At 49.7% G+C, this 18,008-nt stretch carries 14 protein-coding genes; 10 read left to right on the top strand and 4 right to left on the bottom strand.

The window, feature by feature from the left end; all coding sequences use genetic code 11:
• Position 1 precedes the first annotated feature (1 nt).
• The 9 genes from ACZ5LF_RS09255 (at position 2) to ACZ5LF_RS09215 (ending at position 13,552) form a co-directional block, all read left to right on the top strand.
• Positions 2 to 1,324 carry a glucose-6-phosphate isomerase gene (locus ACZ5LF_RS09255; RefSeq protein WP_380569907.1) on the top strand — a complete coding sequence of 441 codons (1,323 nt, stop codon included), beginning with the start codon at positions 2 to 4 and terminating at the stop codon, positions 1,322 to 1,324.
• A gap of 77 nt (positions 1,325 to 1,401) precedes the next feature.
• Positions 1,402 to 2,007 (top strand): TVP38/TMEM64 family protein, encoded by a 606-nt coding sequence (locus ACZ5LF_RS09250; RefSeq protein WP_380569906.1) that lies wholly within the window; start codon positions 1,402 to 1,404, stop codon positions 2,005 to 2,007.
• 11 nt (positions 2,008 to 2,018) lie between these two features.
• Positions 2,019 to 2,552: a signal peptidase I gene (lepB, locus tag ACZ5LF_RS09245; protein WP_380569905.1), complete on the top strand. Its 534-nt coding sequence runs from the start codon at positions 2,019 to 2,021 to the stop codon at positions 2,550 to 2,552.
• Between the two features lie 48 nt (positions 2,553 to 2,600).
• Positions 2,601 to 6,104 (top strand): PD-(D/E)XK nuclease family protein, encoded by a 3,504-nt coding sequence (locus ACZ5LF_RS09240; protein WP_380569904.1) that lies wholly within the window; start codon positions 2,601 to 2,603, stop codon positions 6,102 to 6,104.
• Positions 6,085 to 9,534 (top strand): helicase-exonuclease AddAB subunit AddA, encoded by a 3,450-nt coding sequence (gene addA / locus ACZ5LF_RS09235; RefSeq protein ID WP_380569903.1) that lies wholly within the window; start codon positions 6,085 to 6,087, stop codon positions 9,532 to 9,534. Before ACZ5LF_RS09240 ends, addA begins: the two co-directional genes overlap by 20 nt.
• A complete protein-coding gene (locus ACZ5LF_RS09230; RefSeq protein WP_380569902.1) occupies positions 9,527 to 10,648 on the top strand; it encodes a DUF418 domain-containing protein in 1,122 nt (373 codons plus the stop codon). The genes addA and ACZ5LF_RS09230 overlap by 8 nt, the downstream gene beginning before the upstream one ends.
• Before the next feature lie 35 nt (positions 10,649 to 10,683).
• Positions 10,684 to 11,586, top strand: coding sequence for a fumarylacetoacetate hydrolase family protein (locus ACZ5LF_RS09225; protein ID WP_380569901.1), 903 nt, complete (start codon positions 10,684 to 10,686; stop codon positions 11,584 to 11,586).
• Between the two features lie 55 nt (positions 11,587 to 11,641).
• On the top strand, positions 11,642 to 12,016 hold the full coding sequence (locus ACZ5LF_RS09220; RefSeq protein ID WP_380569900.1) for a YisL family protein: 375 nt from the start codon (positions 11,642 to 11,644) through the stop codon (positions 12,014 to 12,016).
• A gap of 123 nt (positions 12,017 to 12,139) precedes the next feature.
• A complete protein-coding gene (locus tag ACZ5LF_RS09215) occupies positions 12,140 to 13,552 on the top strand; it encodes an alpha-amylase family glycosyl hydrolase (RefSeq protein WP_380569899.1) in 1,413 nt (470 codons plus the stop codon).
• A 79-nt stretch (positions 13,553 to 13,631) separates the two neighbouring features.
• Here ACZ5LF_RS09215 and ACZ5LF_RS09210 read toward each other — a convergent pair whose 3' ends face one another.
• Genes ACZ5LF_RS09210 through ACZ5LF_RS09200 form a run of 3 tightly spaced genes read right to left on the bottom strand, consistent with a single transcriptional unit; the run spans position 13,632 to position 16,651 of the window.
• Positions 13,632 to 14,975, bottom strand: coding sequence for a CoA-disulfide reductase (locus ACZ5LF_RS09210; RefSeq protein WP_380569898.1), 1,344 nt, complete (start codon positions 14,973 to 14,975; stop codon positions 13,632 to 13,634).
• Between the two features lie 2 nt (positions 14,976 to 14,977).
• Complete coding sequence (locus ACZ5LF_RS09205; RefSeq protein WP_380569897.1) at positions 14,978 to 15,820, bottom strand: DegV family protein; 843 nt, start codon at positions 15,818 to 15,820, stop codon at positions 14,978 to 14,980.
• A gap of 18 nt (positions 15,821 to 15,838) precedes the next feature.
• Complete coding sequence (locus tag ACZ5LF_RS09200) at positions 15,839 to 16,651, bottom strand: Cof-type HAD-IIB family hydrolase (protein ID WP_380569896.1); 813 nt, start codon at positions 16,649 to 16,651, stop codon at positions 15,839 to 15,841.
• Positions 16,652 to 16,760: 109 nt separating this feature from the next.
• On the opposite strand from ACZ5LF_RS09200, the gene ACZ5LF_RS09195 reads away from it, so the two are divergent.
• The gene (locus ACZ5LF_RS09195) at positions 16,761 to 17,069 is read left to right on the top strand and encodes a metal-sulfur cluster assembly factor (protein WP_344704190.1); all 309 of its coding nucleotides are present in this window, start codon (positions 16,761 to 16,763) and stop codon (positions 17,067 to 17,069) included.
• A gap of 35 nt (positions 17,070 to 17,104) precedes the next feature.
• On the opposite strand, the gene ACZ5LF_RS09190 is transcribed toward ACZ5LF_RS09195, so the two are convergent.
• Positions 17,105 to 17,926 (bottom strand): undecaprenyl-diphosphate phosphatase, encoded by an 822-nt coding sequence (locus tag ACZ5LF_RS09190; RefSeq protein WP_380569895.1) that lies wholly within the window; start codon positions 17,924 to 17,926, stop codon positions 17,105 to 17,107.
• Positions 17,927 to 18,008: the final 82 nt, after the last annotated feature.

Raw genomic sequence — 18,008 nt, 5'->3', positions numbered from 1 at the left:
TATGACACATATCAAATTTGACTATTCCAATGCTGCAGGGTTCATGAACCAGGAAGAAATTGAGAACCTTGCCCCTTTCGTCTCAAAAGCGCATGAGATGATTCATGACAAGATGGGGACGGGCAGTGACTTCCTCGGCTGGGTCGGGCTGCCGAAAGACTACGACAAGGAAGAATTTTCACGCATCAAAGCGTCTGCCGAGAAGATCCGGAAGGATTCCGACGTCCTGCTCGTAATCGGCATCGGCGGCTCATACTTGGGTTCCAAAGCTGCAATTGAAATGTTGAAGCCGACATTTTCACATGAAGGGACGGAAATTATATTTGCCGGCCACCACTTGTCCAGCCACTATATGAATGAATTGAAGACCTATCTCGAAGACAAGGATTTCTCGATCAACGTCATCAGCAAATCAGGCACGACGACGGAACCGGCAATCGCCTTCCGCATCTTCAAGCAGCTCCTTGAGGAAAAACATGAGGATGCAAAGGGCCGCATCTATGTCACTACGGACAAGGAGAAGGGTGCCTTGAATACACTCGCCCGTGAAGAAGGCTATGAAATGTTCGTGGTCCCGGATGATGTCGGTGGCAGATACTCGGTATTGTCTGCAGTCGGTCTGTTGCCGATCGCCGCTTCAGGCATAGACATCGATGCCATGATGCAGGGCGCTGCCGATGCCATGGAGGAACTGGCTGAACCGGCGCTTGAAAAGAACCCTGCATACCAATATGCTGTGGTCAGGAACGCCCTCTACGACAAAGGCTACACTGTGGAGATGCTGATCAACTATGATGAACGGCTCAAGTATTTTGCGGAATGGTGGAAGCAGCTGTTCGGTGAAAGTGAAGGGAAGGACAACAAAGGCATATTGCCGCACAGTGCCCACTTCACCACTGATCTGCACTCATTGGGACAATATATCCAGGAAGGCCGGCGCACGCTCATGGAGACCGTCATAAGCATCGGGACTCCCCTCAGCGAACTGACCATCGAAGAAGAATCCCAGGACCTTGATGGCCTGAACTATCTCGCAGGCATGACCGTCGATGAAGTCAATCGTCAGGCGATGCGCGGGACCATCCTGGCCCACGTCGACGGCGGCGTGCCGAACATGATGGTGGAAGTGCCCCGCCTTGATGCCTATACGTTCGGCAGCATGGTGTACTTCTTCGAGGTGGCATGTGCGATGAGCGGCTACCTTCTTGGGGTCAACCCGTTCAACCAGCCAGGTGTTGAAGCATACAAGCAGAACATGTTCGCGCTGCTCGGCAAATCAGGTTATGATTCATTGAGAGAACAATTGAATGACAGACTCCGATAAAAACTATATAATCAAGGGAAGATCAGGCTATATTACAAGGTAATATAGCCTTTATTAAATGTGCGAGGTTATGCGTATTGGAACTCGAAACCCTACTCAAGAATTTGACCACCCAGGAAGGTCTGGAATCCCTGTTTGCTGAAGTGGAAGCACTCGGGCCGCTAGTCGGGTTCGTTCTGACACTGATCGAATCGTTCCTGCCGTTCCTTCCGCTTTTTGCGATTGTCATCATAAACATCAATTCCTACGGTTTCATAATCGGCTTCCTCCTCAGCTACTCGGGGACGGTCGGTGGCAGTTACCTTGTCTTTCTGACGATCCGTTACTTCCTCCGTGCGCCTGCCCAGAGATATATCCACAGGCATAAGCGGTTGGAGGGGATGCTTGAATTCATCGATCTGAAGGGGTTCTCCTTTCTGCTGATCCTCCTGTCCCTGCCTTTTACGCCAAGTTCAGTCATCAATCTTATAGCTGCTTTATCGAACATAAGAAAAGTCGTATACTTATATATATTGCTGGTGTCCAAGGCGATTATGATACTGCTTATGTCCATCGTCGGATATGATATTACATCATTCTTCACTTCGCCGCTGCAGTTGACGCTATCAATCATTTTCCTTGTGGTGCTGTATTTCTTTTCAAAATGGTACCAGAGGTATATCAATAGTAAATTGGAGAAATAGGAGGGAAGCGGATGAAGAAGGAAGTTGGAGAATGGCTGATGGCCATCCTCGTATCAGTCATCCTGATTGTTCTGATCCGATCCTTTCTTTTCGTATCCTACTCGGTCGATGGCCTGAGTATGGATCCGACATTCGAAGACGGAGATAGGGTCGTAGCCAATAAAATCGTGGAATACTTCGGTGGATATGAAACTGGGGATGTGGTCGTCTTCAATTCTGAGGTGGGGCCAGCCTATGTCAAAAGGGTCATCGGAACACCGGGGGATACGGTGAAGATGGAAGACAAGCAGGTATATGTAAATGGGGAGCCCCTTGAAGAGGACTATGTGGTGAATACCGGGGATTCCTATATGGATAATTTTACACTTTCCGATCTCGGCGTGGAAGGTGGGGAGATTCCGCAAGATCAATTCCTCGTACTTGGGGATAATCGTCCCATCAGCCGTGACAGCCGGGACTTCGGGATGGTCGATAGGGAACAGATTATAGGTGAAGTACAGTTGCGTTTTTGGCCACTGAACAGGTTTGGCACTAATTTCGATTGATGGGCACCCTTATTCGGGTGTCTTTTGTCTACTTGAAGGAGTGAGTATATGGGAATCAATATCTGGACTGGAGTGAGCGGTACGGGAAAGACCAGGCAGATGTTCGATGAAATCGGGCAGATTACGGAGAAGGCGCCTCTTGGCTCCAGTATATATATAGTGACACCTACCCAGAATACATTGCGGTATGAGAACATCATCACCAATCCGACAGCGGAGCATCCAGGCGTCGGCAGCCTGCGTACAGCTGTCTTCAGCTTCAACCGGCTCATGTGGCATGTGTTTAATGAAACGGGGCATTCGACGCGTGATGCCCTATCGTCAGGCGGGCACATCATGCTCCTGCACAAGATGATGAATGAAATGAAGCAGGCGCTCCGCTTCTATAAAAACAGCGCACAGTACATAAAGTTTTCGGATAAGGTTCTGGATATGCTGAGTGAATTGCGGGCCTACCGCGTGGCGCCTGATGATTTCGAGCGGATAGATGCACCGGCCGGCCGTGTCGCCGATAAGATGCACGACTTGGAGATGATCTACCGCAGATGGGAAGGCCGCATCAACGAACTCCAGATAGAGGATATCAACATAGCCGATCAATTCATCGAACTGTTGTATTCAGATGTGCCGATCCGTTCACTTGAAGATGCCGTCATCTATATAGATGGCTTCCATAACTTTACAGAAAGTGAATTTGCGCTGATCCAGGCACTTGAGACAAGGGTGCGGACGATCAATCTGCTGCTTACACACGAAGGCACGAATAAACAGCTTTTTCGTAAAACTGATGCGGTGATCGAGCGCCTACGCTACTACATGGGGGATGCCAAGCTTGATTTTACGCACTTCGGTGAAGATTTCAGACGCTCGGATAAGGCTGGACTGATCCAGATGGAGCGCTACTTCGATCAGGGTCAGAAGCTGTTCGACTATGACGGTGTCATCTTTACCGAGGCGCCGACGGTGACCGAGGAAGTCAACGATGTGGCGCGTGAAATAGAGGATCTCGTCTTTGAGGGGAAAGCGGCCTATAGCGATATAGGTGTGCTCCACCGGGATCCCAACTACGAACCAGTCATCCAGTCTGTGTTCAGGCGCTACGATATCGCCTATCATATGGACCGCAAGATACCAATGTATAAGCACCCATTCATCCAGTTTGTGATGGGGCTTCTCGAGTGCTACATGAAGCACTACGAAGCTTCCGCCTTCATGAACGTGCTGAAGGCAGGATACCTGCATGAAGACGTTGAGCGCGGTTATGTCGACCTGCTTGAGAACTTTATATTGGAACGCGGCATCGAAGGGCTCCAGCTGTTTGATGACGACCATTTCCGCTATCAGACTGAAGTTACCGACTTTGGGGTGCGGCGCGTCGATAGAGGGGAAGAACATGCTGGCATGATCGACTTCAAGAATCGTATGCTGACACGGCTTGAAACGCTTTATCAGGCACTCAGGGAGGCGGATACAGTACGCGGTTATATCGGCATCATCTATGATTTCGTCGTTGATGAAGGAATCGCAGACAGGCTGGTCGGCGAGATGGAGCAGCTTGACGCAGCAGGTGAAGTCGGAAGGCGGGACGAGACGGAACAGGCCTACAATATGTTCATCCGCCTACTCGATGACGCCTACGTCGTCTTTGATGACGAAGAAGTCTCCTTCACCATCTTCTATGAAACTTTCATCGATGGCCTGAAGAATGCCGAGTTCAGTCTATTGCCTTCCACCATCGACCAGGTGATGGTGGGGTCACTCGACCTCTCCAAGGTGGAGAACAAGAAGTACATCTTCATGATCGGGTTGAACCGTGACGTCATGCCACGTGAGACGACAAGCACGGACATCATTACAGATGAGGAGAAAGTGGTGTTTGAGCATGCTGATATCGAACTGTCACCGAGCTCCCGGACTTTGGCGCAAGATGAGCGTTTCGTCTTCTACCTGGGCGTGACACGGGCGACTGAAGGGCTGTATTTGAGCTGGTCGAGCACCTTGCCGTCAGGGGACGGCACCAAGATAAGCCCCTTCATGGCGGAACTGCTGCCGGGGGAAACAGGTGTCAGGCACTATGAATACCGGAAGACCAATGAATATGACCGCTTCGCACCAAGCCGCCTGATCACTTCGATCGACAGCATGGAGCCCTTACTGCATCTTAAGATGCGTGAAATGATGACGGCTCCGGTCGACGGGCCAAAAGCATTCCTTTCGCTGCCGGAGTACAGGGGGTGGATCGAGGCTTATCAGATAGTGGCCAAGGAACGTTGGCATGATGTCTACCCCCGCCTCAGGCGCAACCTCACCCATGACAACCGGGCAGAGCCGCTTTCACGGGAAACGGCGGAAGCGCTCTACTCCAATGAGATGAAGGCCAGTGTGTCGAGGTTCGAATCGTATTTCAGATGTCCATTCCAACATTTCAGCCGCTATGGACTGAAGCTTAGGATACGCAAGCCATATGAGGTGGCACCACTTGAGCTCGGCAACTTGTACCACGAGGTGCTGTATGACGTCGTGAAGCAGCTGGACTATACGCTGCTGCATGAAGAAGAGACTATAGAACGCGCCGTGGCCCAAGGGATAGAACGGTTTTCCAAAGCAATCCAATACGGCATCTTCGAGCGCACGGGCTACTACCAGTCCTTAAAAAAGCGCGCCGGCGATGCCATCATGCGCCTATTGCGCTTCATGAAGGACATGGAAGCGAGTGGAGAATATGACATAAAGGATGCAGAGCTGTCGTTCGGCTTCAGGGACAGTAAAATGGAAGCGGTGACGCTGACGTCTGATGACGGCTACAGCATCCTTCTGCGCGGCAAGATCGACCGGGTCGACATGTATGACATCGGGGATTCTGCATACGTTAATCTGATCGACTACAAGTCGAGTACGAGGAGCATATCCCGTGCAGGCATTTTGAACGGACTGGAGCTTCAGATGATCACCTATATGTACGTGCTGATGAAGCACGGTCCCGATTATTTCGGTAAAGAAAAGATAATGCCGAACAGCATGTTGTTCTTCCCGGTGCGGGATCCGCTCATTGCGCTTGATGATGAGGCATCGCTCGAGACGGTCGAAGCGGAACGCCGAAGGCGCATGCGCCCGGACGGCGTATTCATCAACGAGCACCCGGAATATGACGGCATCATCGACGAGCATTCCATCGGCATCCAGGGCATGCTGTCCGAGTTTGAGGATTTCAAGGAGTACGGCCGCTATCTCCCTGTATCAGTCACGAAAAACGGGAAGATCAATGGGCGGACCCGGCACCGGTATATGAGCCCCCATCTGTTCACCCATTATGCGACGCACGTATTGGAGATGTACCGGGAGGCCACCGACAGAATCTACAGCGGTGACGTCCGCGTCTCCCCGATGGAGATGGACGGTGGGCGGCTGCCTTGTGAGATGTGCGACTTCAAGTCGGCATGCCATATCGATGCCCTGATGAACCGTGAAGATATAAGAGTCAGCGCCTATGATGAAGAGTCGATAGGTGAATTTGAAAGCGAGGTGGCCATAGATGGTCCAGTGGACGGATAGACAGCTCGAGGCAATTGAATATGAGGGGTCTGATGTATTGGTGGCGGCGGCAGCCGGAAGCGGTAAGACGACCGTCCTCGTCGAACGCATCATCCGTAAGGTGCTCAGCGGAAAATACAGCATCGATGAAGTGTTCGTGGCGACATTCACCAATATGAGCGCCCGTGACATGAAGGATAAAATCGAGGCGGCACTCCAGGCCGCCTACCATGATAAGCGCGATCCGGCCATATATGCAGAAATCCTGAAGCTCAAGGAAGCCCATATCAAGACGCTCCACAGCTTTTGCCTGCATCTTATACAGATGCATTATAATGCAATCGGACTGCCGCCTGATATGCGCACATTGGGTGACGTCGAAATGAAGATCAGGCTTGAGCAGGCCATTTCGAATGTTTTGGAAACCTATTATAAAAAAGCGGATCCGGATTTCAACCAGCTGGCCATGATGCTGTCATCCGACAAGAGCAATGATGGGCTCCAGAACACGATACGGGATCTGTACCATACCGCTGTGGCGAGTCCAGATCCGAGAGGGTATCTGGAGGAGAACCTCGATCGGTACCAGGATGAAGGTTATCTCGGGGGCATATTAGCCTCCCACAACCACGATGTCAGGCTGAAGCTCGCGGCACTGTACCCGGATATCGAACGGCTTTTTGAGCATTACAGGACAGCAGTACACACATCCATAAAAGAAACGCAGGTACGGGATGCCTTTGACGGCCTGGAAACACTTGAGAAAAGCGTGCGCCAAGCGATGGAGACCAACCGCAACGGTGATCCGGTCGAGCTGCCGCCCTATATGCTCAAAGACGGTCGCTCGGCGTTCATCCGCAATATCGAAGATGAAGATGAGAAAAAACGACTGCTCGACGTCCAGAACCGGATCAAGAAACGGTATCAGGAAATACGTGAACTACCTGCCTATACCTTCTCCCTCGTCAAGGAGGAGTTATCGCCCCTCAATGGCATGAGGAACACATTGATTGAAATCGCACTGGAAGTGCTCGAACGGTTCCAGAGCGAAAAGCGTGCGCGTAATGAAATGGACTTTTCGGACTATGAACATTATGCCCTGGCCATATTGGGGGCTGAAGATGGTGACATCAGACGCCGCTACCGTGCACAGTTCAAGGAAGTCATGATCGATGAATATCAGGATGTCAACCGTGTGCAGGAAGCGATTATACAATCGCTGAAGTCGGGGGACGAACAGGACGGCAACCTATTTATGGTAGGGGATGTGAAACAGTCCATCTATAAATTCAGGCAGGCAGACCCTTCACTATTCATCGAGAAGGCGGAACGCTTCAAAAATCCTGGAAGCGGCAGATTGATCAGTCTGAACCATAACTTCCGTTCACGGAGGGAAGTCATTGATGTGACGAATGATGTGTTCGGACGCATTATGGACAAGGAGGTCGGGGAAGTGGATTACGACGAAACCCATCGGCTTGTTCAAGGGAATTATCTGGATGCCCCACCGCTTGCGTCGGAATGCCACATTATAGAAAATGCGGAAGGGGCGGGGAGTGATGCAGAAATCCTCCATATTGCAGAAATCGTCCGCAAGCTCAGGAAGAAAGGCGTCGACTATCAGGATATCGTGATTCTGACCCGCAATACGCGGGATAATGAAGCGTACCGCAAACTGCTGTCTGCAGCTGAGCTGCCTGTTTTTGTCAACAACCGTTCCGGTTATCTGGATACCCTTGAAATCCGCACGATGATCAGCCTGCTGTCGATCATCGACAACCCGCTGCAGGATGACCATCTCGTCGGTGTAATGAGGCTGCCCATGTTCGACTTTTCGGAAGATGACATCGCTGAAATCCGGGCACGTTCGGACGAGGATTACTTGTATGAGGCGGTGTTGACATACGAAGGGTCTGCAGTCGTCATGAAGAAGATAGGGATTCTGAGTGAGGCACTTGAAATGTTCCGTTCCCACGCACGGTATATGAGCGTGCCGGAACTCATCGATGAAATCTATGCCGAACTTAATATACTGGAATACTTCGCAGGGATGCGTGGCGGCCTGACCCGGCGGGCGAACTTGAACGGCTTCATCGAAAAAGCCATGGAATTTGAAAAGATGTCGCATCTGTCACTTTACGACTTTATTGCATACATTCATCGCATGATCCAGGATGGGCAGGATTTCGGTGAGGAGAATACAGTCTCAGACGGAGATGACACATTACGCGTCATGACCATCCATGCATCGAAAGGTCTGGAGTTCGGCTATGTCATCTATGCAGGTCTCCATCGTCAGCTTAATATGATGGACCTGTCAAGGAAAGCAGCAGTGCATCCTGACGCGGGGATAGCATTCAAACGCTATATGCCAAAACATCAGGCAGTGCTTCCAAGCATCCACTCGGAAGTCCTCAGGCGAATGGTCCGCCGTGAGCGGATCAGTGAAGAGATGCGCCTCGTCTATGTGGCGTTGACCCGGGCAGTCCACCAGCTCATCATCCCGCTTGTCTATAAAGACGAACGGAAGGATAAGTTCAGCTATGAAGGCGGCATGGTCCATGCAGATGACCGTCTGGCCATCCAGAACATCAGGGACCTGCTGGCCCCGGTACTGGATCAGATCCCAAGCCAGACACTTGAAATGGCGGAGATTGGAGAAATCAAGGAAGTCAGGCAATCGAGGGAGCATATTACGCTTGATGACATCGAACAGTTGAAGACAAACGAAAACCAATTGCTTAAGGAACGCATCCTTTACCGTTATCCAGATCGGGCAGCGACGCATACTGTATATAAGGAATCGGTAACGGAAATAAAAAGGCGGAATGAAACGCCTCCAGACGATAGTGCGGTCATCCGGCATGACCGTACGCCGAATTTGAGAGCCCCCAATTTCAGGAGCAGCTCGATGGAAGCGCCTGTTTTTGGTACCATGATGCACGAACTGATGATGCATCTTCTGAACCGGTATGATGAAATAAGCGGGCTGGATAAAGCCGAAGAGGGCCCGCTTGAAGATTTCATGCTCGATATGATCAGGGTGCATACTGAAGAAGATCCCCTGATTACGGATACCCACCGCGACAAGATGATGATCAACATGAAGCGCTTCATGTCTGATGATGATATGCGCCAGCTCTTGGATGACAGCCTGGAGATATATACGGAGACGCCTTTCATCATGAACCAGGCAGCAATCGGATATTCGGACTTCAGCAGCCAGATGGTCCAGGGGATCGTCGATGTACTGCTTGAGATGGAGGAGGGCTATGTCATCATCGACTACAAGACGGACCGGCTGCGTCCGGGTGATGAAGTGGACGATCTGATCGACCGTTACCGTACACAGATGGATATATACAGGCGATCCATCATGCAGGCCCTAAGCAAAAATGTTACTGTATACCTATATTTCTTTGAGTATGGAGCGGTTAAAATTGATGACTGATAATATGAGGGCCAGGAGTATACTTGGTTTTGCCTTGCTCCTTGCCCTCCTGATGAACGGATTATATTTCATGATGCCCTATGATGCAGTGAACCCATACGAATACTTGCACGGAATCAACCTCAGCACTTTCCTGGCGCTCGATATCTTCATCGGAGGGGCAGTCGTCCCTCTGATTGCGCTTGTAGGCGGTTACCTCATCCACTCCTATAGCGGGATCGGGGTGGGGAACCTGGCCAAGGTGCTCGGATTTCTGTTGGCCCTGGGGATAGTGCATACGTTTTTCGTCCACGCATTCGATTTCCTTCCCGGACTGGCGCTGATGGGCCTGGTGACGGTGTTATTCGTGAGGGCGCACTGGAGCGCACCGCTGTTTAGCGGCTTAGCCTTGTTTGCTGTACATCTGACAACGAATGTACTTGTCGGTTTCTTTACAAATATAGGGTCTCCGACAGATATCATCTATACGGCGATGCAGGATGTGACCGAGTATACCTCCGTCTTCCGTGACACGGATTATTTTGCGATTGTCGCGATGAATATTGAAATATTTTCACAGAATGCATTGAGCAGTTTGTATGGCCTTATATTCACCGTCCTGCCATGGCTGCTCATCGGGCTGTCCTTCGGAAAGCTTGATGTTGTCCGGATGATTGCTGATGGCCCCGTGATGGCCATCGTACTTTTCGTCGTGTTGGCAGGCGGTGGCATCGCAATGAAGATGGCCCAAGTACTGACGCTTGGCAGTTACAGCGGACGGCTGCTTGCCGAAAACTTCGGGGGCCCTGTCCTTGCCCTGGGTTATTTCTTCCTGCTGGCATATGCCACTATAGTCCTGCCTGGGAGGATCATCGGCGTGTTCAGCCGTGCCGGTAGATACATCGTCACGCTTTATGTGTTATCGAATATCTTGTTCATGCTTGTCTTCTATGGTATTGGCATGCGCATGTATGGGGAAATGGAGATATCTTCCATGATATGGCTTGCTTCAGCAGCCTACATCTTTCTCCTCGTGCTCTCTGCTGTCATGGAAAAGTATAATGTGAAAGGAATCGAGCATTTGTTTGCGAATAATTCTGAAAATGACATGAAAAACAAGAGAGACATGTTATAATATAATAAATACACATAATAAGAGGAGCGTATTCCATGAAATTTCTAACATTCTATTACCAGGACCATACGTATTACGGCGTCAAAGTAAAGCGTGAAGAGAGTGCGTGGATCCTGCCAAGATTGTTTGAGGCATTCGGCTCGGAGGAGGCATATCCAAAAACACTTCTGGAAGGCATCTCAAAGTATCACACACTCGACTTCCAGGAATTAGTCCGTAAACTCGTGGGAAAAGCGGAAGCTTCCGAAAATCCGGACCAATATAAAGCGCCTTTCGATGAAATTACATTCAAAGCGCCTGTAACCCCTCCGAATAATGTGATTGCTTTCGGGCGAAACTACCAGTCCCATGCTGACGAAATGAACAATGAGGTACAAAGCCTCTATGTCTTCACCAAAGCGGCGACGAGTCTGGTGGGAGATGGGGAAACGATACCGAACCATCAGGACATCACGAGTCAACTCGACTATGAGGGGGAACTCGGTGTAGTCATCGGTAAACGTGCCGAGAAGGTTCCAAGTTCAATGGCGCTTGACTATATATATGGCTATACAATCATCAATGATATCACTGCACGCGACCTTCAGAAGCAGCATAAGCAGGCCTTCTTGTCGAAGAGTCTGAAGGGCGGCTGTCCGATGGGGCCCTTCGTTGTAACTAAAGATGAACTTCCGAATCCGGAAGAGACATCCATCGTGACTAAAGTGAACGATGAAATCCGCCAGGACGGCAGCACGAAGGAAATGGTCCTCAAATTGGACGAACTCATTGCGGAAATCTCCAAATTTGTCGTGCTTGAGCCGGGTGATGTCATCGCAACGGGCACCCCGGGAGGCGTCGGTGCCGGCATGGATCCCCAGAAATTCCTCAAGCCGGGTGACGAGGTGCGCATCGCAATCAATGGCATCGGCACCCTCACGACACATATTGGGAAGTAATTTCCTCTTAAATATGATAGAATATTGATGATTCATATTTGAAAGGAAGATTTATGTGATACATCTGCACTTGACGGCACTGGTCCTTGCGATCATCCTGTTTTTCATCACTTATAATTCAATCGACTATCCGGATGGCGAATCGAAATACTCGAAGCCGCTGCACATGGTGTTGAGGCTGGTCTACCTGATCATCCTATTCAGTGGCCTCATGCTGTTCCTCGATTTCGGCAGCGGCAACCAGATGCTCTACGGCATCAAATTCCTTCTTGGATTGGTGACGATCGGCCTGATGGAAATGGCCATCATCAAGCAGCGTAAAAAAGGCACAGGCCGCAATCTTATGATCGGACTCATCGTATTCCTGATCATCACGATTGCACTCGGCATCTACTTGCCGATGGGTCCTTTGAGCGCAATGTTCCAGTAATGGCAGAGGCACTCCTTTAGGGGTGCCTTTTTTCATGGAAATTTGTGAACGTTTATTGAAATGAACCTTTTTTAAAACGTTATCTAGTATACTGAACCTATAAAAGCAGAAGGTAGGATCGCAATGAAGAAAACTATGATATATATGGCGATGCTGTTGATGGCATTCGGTTTGACCTATGACACGGCATCTGCAGAAACGACCAACACCAGAATCTATACCATCGTTGTCGACCGGTTCATGAGTGGGGATGACGGAAATGACATAAATGTAACTGATGAGAAAGAAACACCGTTGCCATTCGGCGGTGATTTCCAAGGTATCGAAAGCAATCTGGACTACATAAAGGATATGGGGTTCAACGCCTTGATGCTGTCTCCTGTATTCGACCGGGCCGAAGATGATTATCTGGGTTATGCCGTTAGGGAATATGGTGAGATTGAAGAAGCCTTCGGGGGACCGGAAGCGTTTCAAAGCCTGATAGATGCCGCGCATGAGCGGGGGATGGATGTCATCGTCGATATGCCGGCCACTTTGGCTGAAGGCTATACAGCTTTGGATAGGCCCATATTGAATAATATCCAACAGGACTATTACGGCATGATCGATGCAGAATTCATAGACCTGAGCAATGCTGACAACCAGAAACGATACAAGGAAATGGCGCGTGAATTCACTGGGGAATATAATATCGATGGACTCAGCATGACAGTAATCCAAGATGGCATAGACGCCAAGGAATTTCTGCCTGAAGATGTCACGACCTATGGAATAAGTGGAGACGATGATATTTCATTGGAAGGCTTCGACCATGCTGCTCCAAACGATCTGCAGGAGGCTTTATCATATGGCTTCAGTAAGCCTGACCGTGAAACCCCTGCCTATCCGACAGATGGCACCCTGCTTCTTGCAGACCATTGGTTCAGTGAGCGGTTCACCCATAATGTAGTGGAGGCAAATATGTTCCCCGGTACGCGCATCAATCAATTGACCACTTACTTGTATGCCTATCAGGGGCCTATCGCGTTTCAATATGGTACTGAAATCGCATTGAACGGCGATGAAATCCCGATTGTCCACAGGCAGATGGATCTATGGACGGACCAGGAGCTGGTGGATGAAATTGCAGCGATCAATGAAGTGACGCAAAAACATCCCCAGATCTATCAGGGGGAGACCGAAGTGATCAAAAATGAGGACGGTCACTTCGTGCAGCGCTATTATACATCAGATGTGGATTTTGTATTGAACATAAACAGCACCTCTGTGACTGAAAATGTAGAAGTGCCGTTTGAGGGTGAAGATGAAAGCAAGATGCTCAGCGGTATGCTCATCGGCGACCTGATCCGTGGCAGTGACATGGAAAATGATGCGTTTCTTGCGGTATTGGATCGGGAAGAGAGTGAACTCTATGCCATCATTGAGGAAACCGGGATGAACAACGGCTATATATACGTAGGCCTGCTTATCTTCGGAGGCTTCGGCATCTTCGTCTGGTTGGTTGCAAGAAAGCGCCGGCCAAATGAAAGAAAGTAATCAGCATGGGAAATAAATGGAAAATAAATCAGGAAAAGGCCAGCCGGCTCCCTAAAATGGAGTCGGCTGGCCTTTGTTTTCAGCGGTATTCATTCATTTTTTCGATGGCTTTATATCCCAACATGTTCAAGACGCTTTTAGGGCTCGAGTATGGCGGCGAATAGGCGACTTCGATGTTGGTCAAATCAGTGACGGACCCACCAAGTCTGATGTGGGCGGCAAGGATGTCGATGCGTTTATCGACACCTTCAGTGCCGACGACTGAGGCACGTAATATACGGCCATCCTCTTTATGGGCATATATCCTGACCCGTATCGGGCTACTGTCTGCCATGTAGCCGGCTTTGTTTTTCTGGGTGTGATCGACAACAAAATAAGGGAAGTCTTCCAGTTCTTCTTCAGATAAGCCAAGACTTGCAATATCATAATCGAAGAAGCGCATGATGTTGGTGCCAAGCAACCCCTCAAAGCGCACTGATCCATTGCCACTGACCTGGTTGCTGATGACGAAGGCCAAGCGATGCGCCCCCCATGCCAGGGCGACGTTTACGCGCCGGTCTTTCACATGCTGATAGAATGTTTCGATTGAGTCTCCGAGCGCATAGACACAATCTTTATTCGTCCGGCCGCGGTCATCGGTGCATATATGGCCGGAATCATTCAATGTGATGCCCGAATCTTCCAGAAACCCAGTCGATGGAGTGATGCCGGTGCCTGCAATGATCATTGGAGCGAAGATTTCCTCGCCGGTCGTTAGCGTAGCGGTATCACCCTCGACCTTTTCAATTTCCGCCTCGAGTTTCACTTCTACGCCGTGCCTGTCAAGTTCTTCTTGGAAGAAGTCGTTCATGTCGGATTCGAGGTGTTTGTATATATTCCTGCTGCGGTGCACGAGCGTGATATGGATGCCGCGTTGGACGAGGTTTTCAACCATTTCCAGACTGATATAACCGGCGCCTACGACGACCACGTGCTCAATATCATTTTCTTCGATATACGATTTGATGGCGTCCAAGTGGTGAAGGGCATGGAGGACGAATGCCTGAGGGACATTCTCAAGGGCAGGGATGATCCTTGGAGTCGCTCCGGGAGAAAGCACCAGATGGTCATACGATGCTTCAAAGGTATTGCCGTCTTCCAGGTTTTTGACGCTTACTGTCTTGCCGTCAGGATCGACACCCACTACCTCATGCCGTGTCTTGACGATGACATCGCGCTCCTTGAAGGATTCAGGGGTAGCGGCGACGAGCTGATCGCGCTTTTCCACCTCCCCTCCTATATGATAGGGCATCCCGCAGTTCCCATAACTGATGTGCGGCCCCTTTTCATAGATGGTAATATCGATTTCGGGATCGAGCCTACGGAGTTGGGCGGCAGTTGTGGCGCCGCCGGCGACTCCTCCGACGATGATGACTTGTGTCATTTTTACACTCCTTCGTTGAAATAGAACATTGCCACAGTACCGTTTCCGGTATGGCTGCTTATGGTAGGGCCGATGGTTGAGATTTTCACATCGGAAACATTCGTGTCTTCAAGTATCTTCTGCTTCAGCTGTTCTGCCTGGGCTTCCGCGTTCGAATGGGTCAGGTGCACTTCATGGGTGACATTGTCGGCAAGAAGATGCTTGGTCATGCTTGAGAACACTTTTTTTATGCCGCGGTGCTTTTCAAGGGGCACAAGTTTCCCATCTTCGACATGGAGGAGTGGTTTGATGTTGAGCAGTCCTCCGAGGAATGCCTGACCTTTCGACAGGCGGCCGCCCTTAGCAAGATAGTCAAGATCGTTTACTGTGAAGAAATGGCGGATATTCTTCACATCCTGTTCTATCTGTGCCATCATGGCGTCTTTTTCCATACCGTCCTTCAAGTATCCATGCGCGTTCTCCACGATCATGCCGAGGCCATAGCTCGCCGACTTGGTGTCGATGATCGTGATATCCGCTTCCGGAAACTCATCGATGATCGTGTCGCGGGCTATCAGGGCGCTCTGATAAGTGCCTGACAGTTCACTTGAGAATGCGATGTAGAGGATGGATTCCCCTTTTTTTGCATATTTGCGGAAGACATTGGTGAAATCTTCCGGATTTGCCTGGCTTGTCAACGGACGCTTGCCTTCCGTGATGGCTTCCAGCACTTCCGAGCTTGAGATTTCATACTGGTCATGGTAATCGGTATCGTCGATGGTGATGCGCAGCGGAATCATTTCGATCTCCATCTCCTTGAGCTGCTGCACAGGGATGTCCGAACAGCTGTCCACTAATAATTTCATATTAACCGCTCCTTCCTTTTATAGATGCAATTTGAAAAAATCGTTCAGGAATTGTCCGATGCCGTCATTGTTGTTTGTGTCTGTCGTATAATCTGCTGCATCCTGTATTTCTTTTATCGCGTTGCCCATAGCCACGCCATGTTCGGCATATTTGATCATTTCGGTATCATTGTCCTCATCGCCGAATGCAATGATATTCTTCTGATCGATGCCCATGTAGCCACGGACGTAATTGACGCCGACTGCTTTGTTGATGCCTTTTTTGACGATTTCTATTACAGGGTAGGGTGCACCCCAGCGCCGATGTTCGATGGCGTCCGCAAAAAGGTCATCCAGCGCTTGTCTGATGTTCGGCACTTCAGGCTCTTCTGCCTGAATCAGTATTGTGGTCGGGCCTGATTCGATTGTCTGAGTCAGATCACCGATCCTTATCTCGGGGTTGCCCATGCTGAAAGCTTCAAAGAGGACCTCATCATGATAGTGGAGATAGACGTTGTCCTTGACTTCAGCAATGATATTTTGGATGTTGAGGTCAGGCACCCGGCGCACGATCTCCTGGGCGACTCCCAGATCAAGTTCCTCGTGGACGGTCCGGAAGTAGAGGTCGCTTGGATGATGGACGAACGCCCCGTTGAAATTGACTATCGGAGTATCCATGTCCAGTTCCCTGTAATAAGGTTCGCTCGCCCTGTAGGGACGGCCGGTCGATATCATCAGTTCATGCCCCTTCTCCTTGAGTTTGAGCAGGACCTTTTTAGTGAACGGGCTGATCTCCTTTTCGTCTGTCAGCAACGTCCCATCAAGGTCGAGACATATAAGATGTTTTTCCATTATGCAAAATCTCCTTGTTAATATTCATAGAACTATCATATCATTTATGTTTATCTAGTGCGGTTTTTTTGATATATTAATAGTATATACTCTGGAAGGAGTGAGATAAATGGATAAAATGATGGAAGAAAGCATGATGGGCGCACTCGAGAACGTGATCGACCCGGAACTTGGCATCGATATAGTCAATCTTGGCCTGGTCTACGGCGTACATCTCGATGAAGATGGCAATGCCGGTGTCGAGATGACACTGACTTCAATGGGCTGTCCGATGGGGCCTCAGATTGTCGATTCAGTCAAACAGGCGCTTTCTGAATTGCCGGAAGTGGAAGAGACTGAAGTCAACATCGTCTGGAACCCACCATGGGATAAAGATAAAATGAGCCGCTACGCGAAGATTGCGCTTGGCGTCAGCTAAAGGCATGAAAAAAAGCACTCGTCAGAGTGCTTTTTTTATGCAACAAGATGGTAGATGATGGCAAACGCACCGATTGCGAAACAATAGTAGCTGAAAAGTGCAAGATTGCCTTTCTCCATGATGTTCTGAAGCCATTTCAAGGCAATATAAGTGGCTATCAGACTGGCGATGAAAGCCAGCAGGTAAGGCACCCATAATGCGGACAGATTCGGATCGTTGACGAGGTCATCGACCGATATCAGCGCTGTACCGAGGGAGACGGGGATATAGAGCAGGAAGACAAAACGCAGAGCATTCTTCTGGTTCATACCGACCGCCATGGCACCGACAAGTGTTGCGCCGCTGCGGCTGATGCCGGGCATGAGTGCCACACACTGCGCCGCCCCGACGATGATGGCATCCCGGAAACGGATATCCCCATCCTTCTTCTGTCCACGCTTATTTTTGATGAACCAGAGGGCAAGACCTGTGACAAACAGCATGAAGCCCACTGTCAGCATGGAGGCGTTGTCCCCTATGATATCCTTCAAGAGAATGCCCAGAATGCCAACCGGAATGGTGGCGATGATAAGATATATGACATAGCGGAAATCTTCTGCCGCCTCTTCATCACGTGCCCCTTTAAAAATGAAGCGTGACAAATTGACGATGATTTCAGTGATGTCCGCCCTGTATATGTAAAGGACTGCGATGAGGGAGGCCGTATTAAGTAATATTTCAAAAGAAAGTCCCTTGGCTTCGACGCCGAGCAATTCACGTGCAATGACAAGATGGCCACTCGATGAAACGGGTATCGGCTCGGTGAAACCCTGAAGTAGACCCAGAAAGATATAGCGTATAAGTTCAATGATATCCAAAACTGTCCCTCCTAAAATTCCTATACTATAATATAGAATAAATTTGCTTTAAAAGCCATCAATTGCTTGAAAAAGGACTACA

The sequence above is a fragment of the Salinicoccus siamensis genome, assembly GCF_055391965.1.
The sequence above is the reverse complement of the archived record's forward strand: the minus strand, read 5'-3'. Positions and strand labels throughout refer to the sequence as shown.

Excerpts from the sequence above, each read along its gene's own strand:
- ACZ5LF_RS09210 (WP_380569898.1), bottom strand. The coding sequence starts at position 14,975 with ATGACACAAGTCATCATCGTCGGAGGAGTCGCCGGCGGCGCCACAACT.
- ACZ5LF_RS09215 (WP_380569899.1), top strand. The coding sequence starts at position 12,140 with ATGAAGAAAACTATGATATATATGGCGATGCTGTTGATGGCATTCGGT.
- lepB (WP_380569905.1), top strand. The coding sequence starts at position 2,019 with ATGAAGAAGGAAGTTGGAGAATGGCTGATGGCCATCCTCGTATCAGTC.
- ACZ5LF_RS09200 (WP_380569896.1), bottom strand. The coding sequence starts at position 16,651 with ATGGAAAAACATCTTATATGTCTCGACCTTGATGGGACGTTGCTGACA.
- ACZ5LF_RS09205 (WP_380569897.1), bottom strand. The coding sequence starts at position 15,820 with ATGAAATTATTAGTGGACAGCTGTTCGGACATCCCTGTGCAGCAGCTC.
- ACZ5LF_RS09230 (WP_380569902.1), top strand. The coding sequence starts at position 9,527 with ATGACTGATAATATGAGGGCCAGGAGTATACTTGGTTTTGCCTTGCTC.
- ACZ5LF_RS09225 (WP_380569901.1), top strand. The coding sequence starts at position 10,684 with ATGAAATTTCTAACATTCTATTACCAGGACCATACGTATTACGGCGTC.
- ACZ5LF_RS09195 (WP_344704190.1), top strand. The coding sequence starts at position 16,761 with ATGGATAAAATGATGGAAGAAAGCATGATGGGCGCACTCGAGAACGTG.
- addA (WP_380569903.1), top strand. The coding sequence starts at position 6,085 with ATGGTCCAGTGGACGGATAGACAGCTCGAGGCAATTGAATATGAGGGG.
- ACZ5LF_RS09240 (WP_380569904.1), top strand. The coding sequence starts at position 2,601 with ATGGGAATCAATATCTGGACTGGAGTGAGCGGTACGGGAAAGACCAGG.
- ACZ5LF_RS09255 (WP_380569907.1), top strand. The coding sequence starts at position 2 with ATGACACATATCAAATTTGACTATTCCAATGCTGCAGGGTTCATGAAC.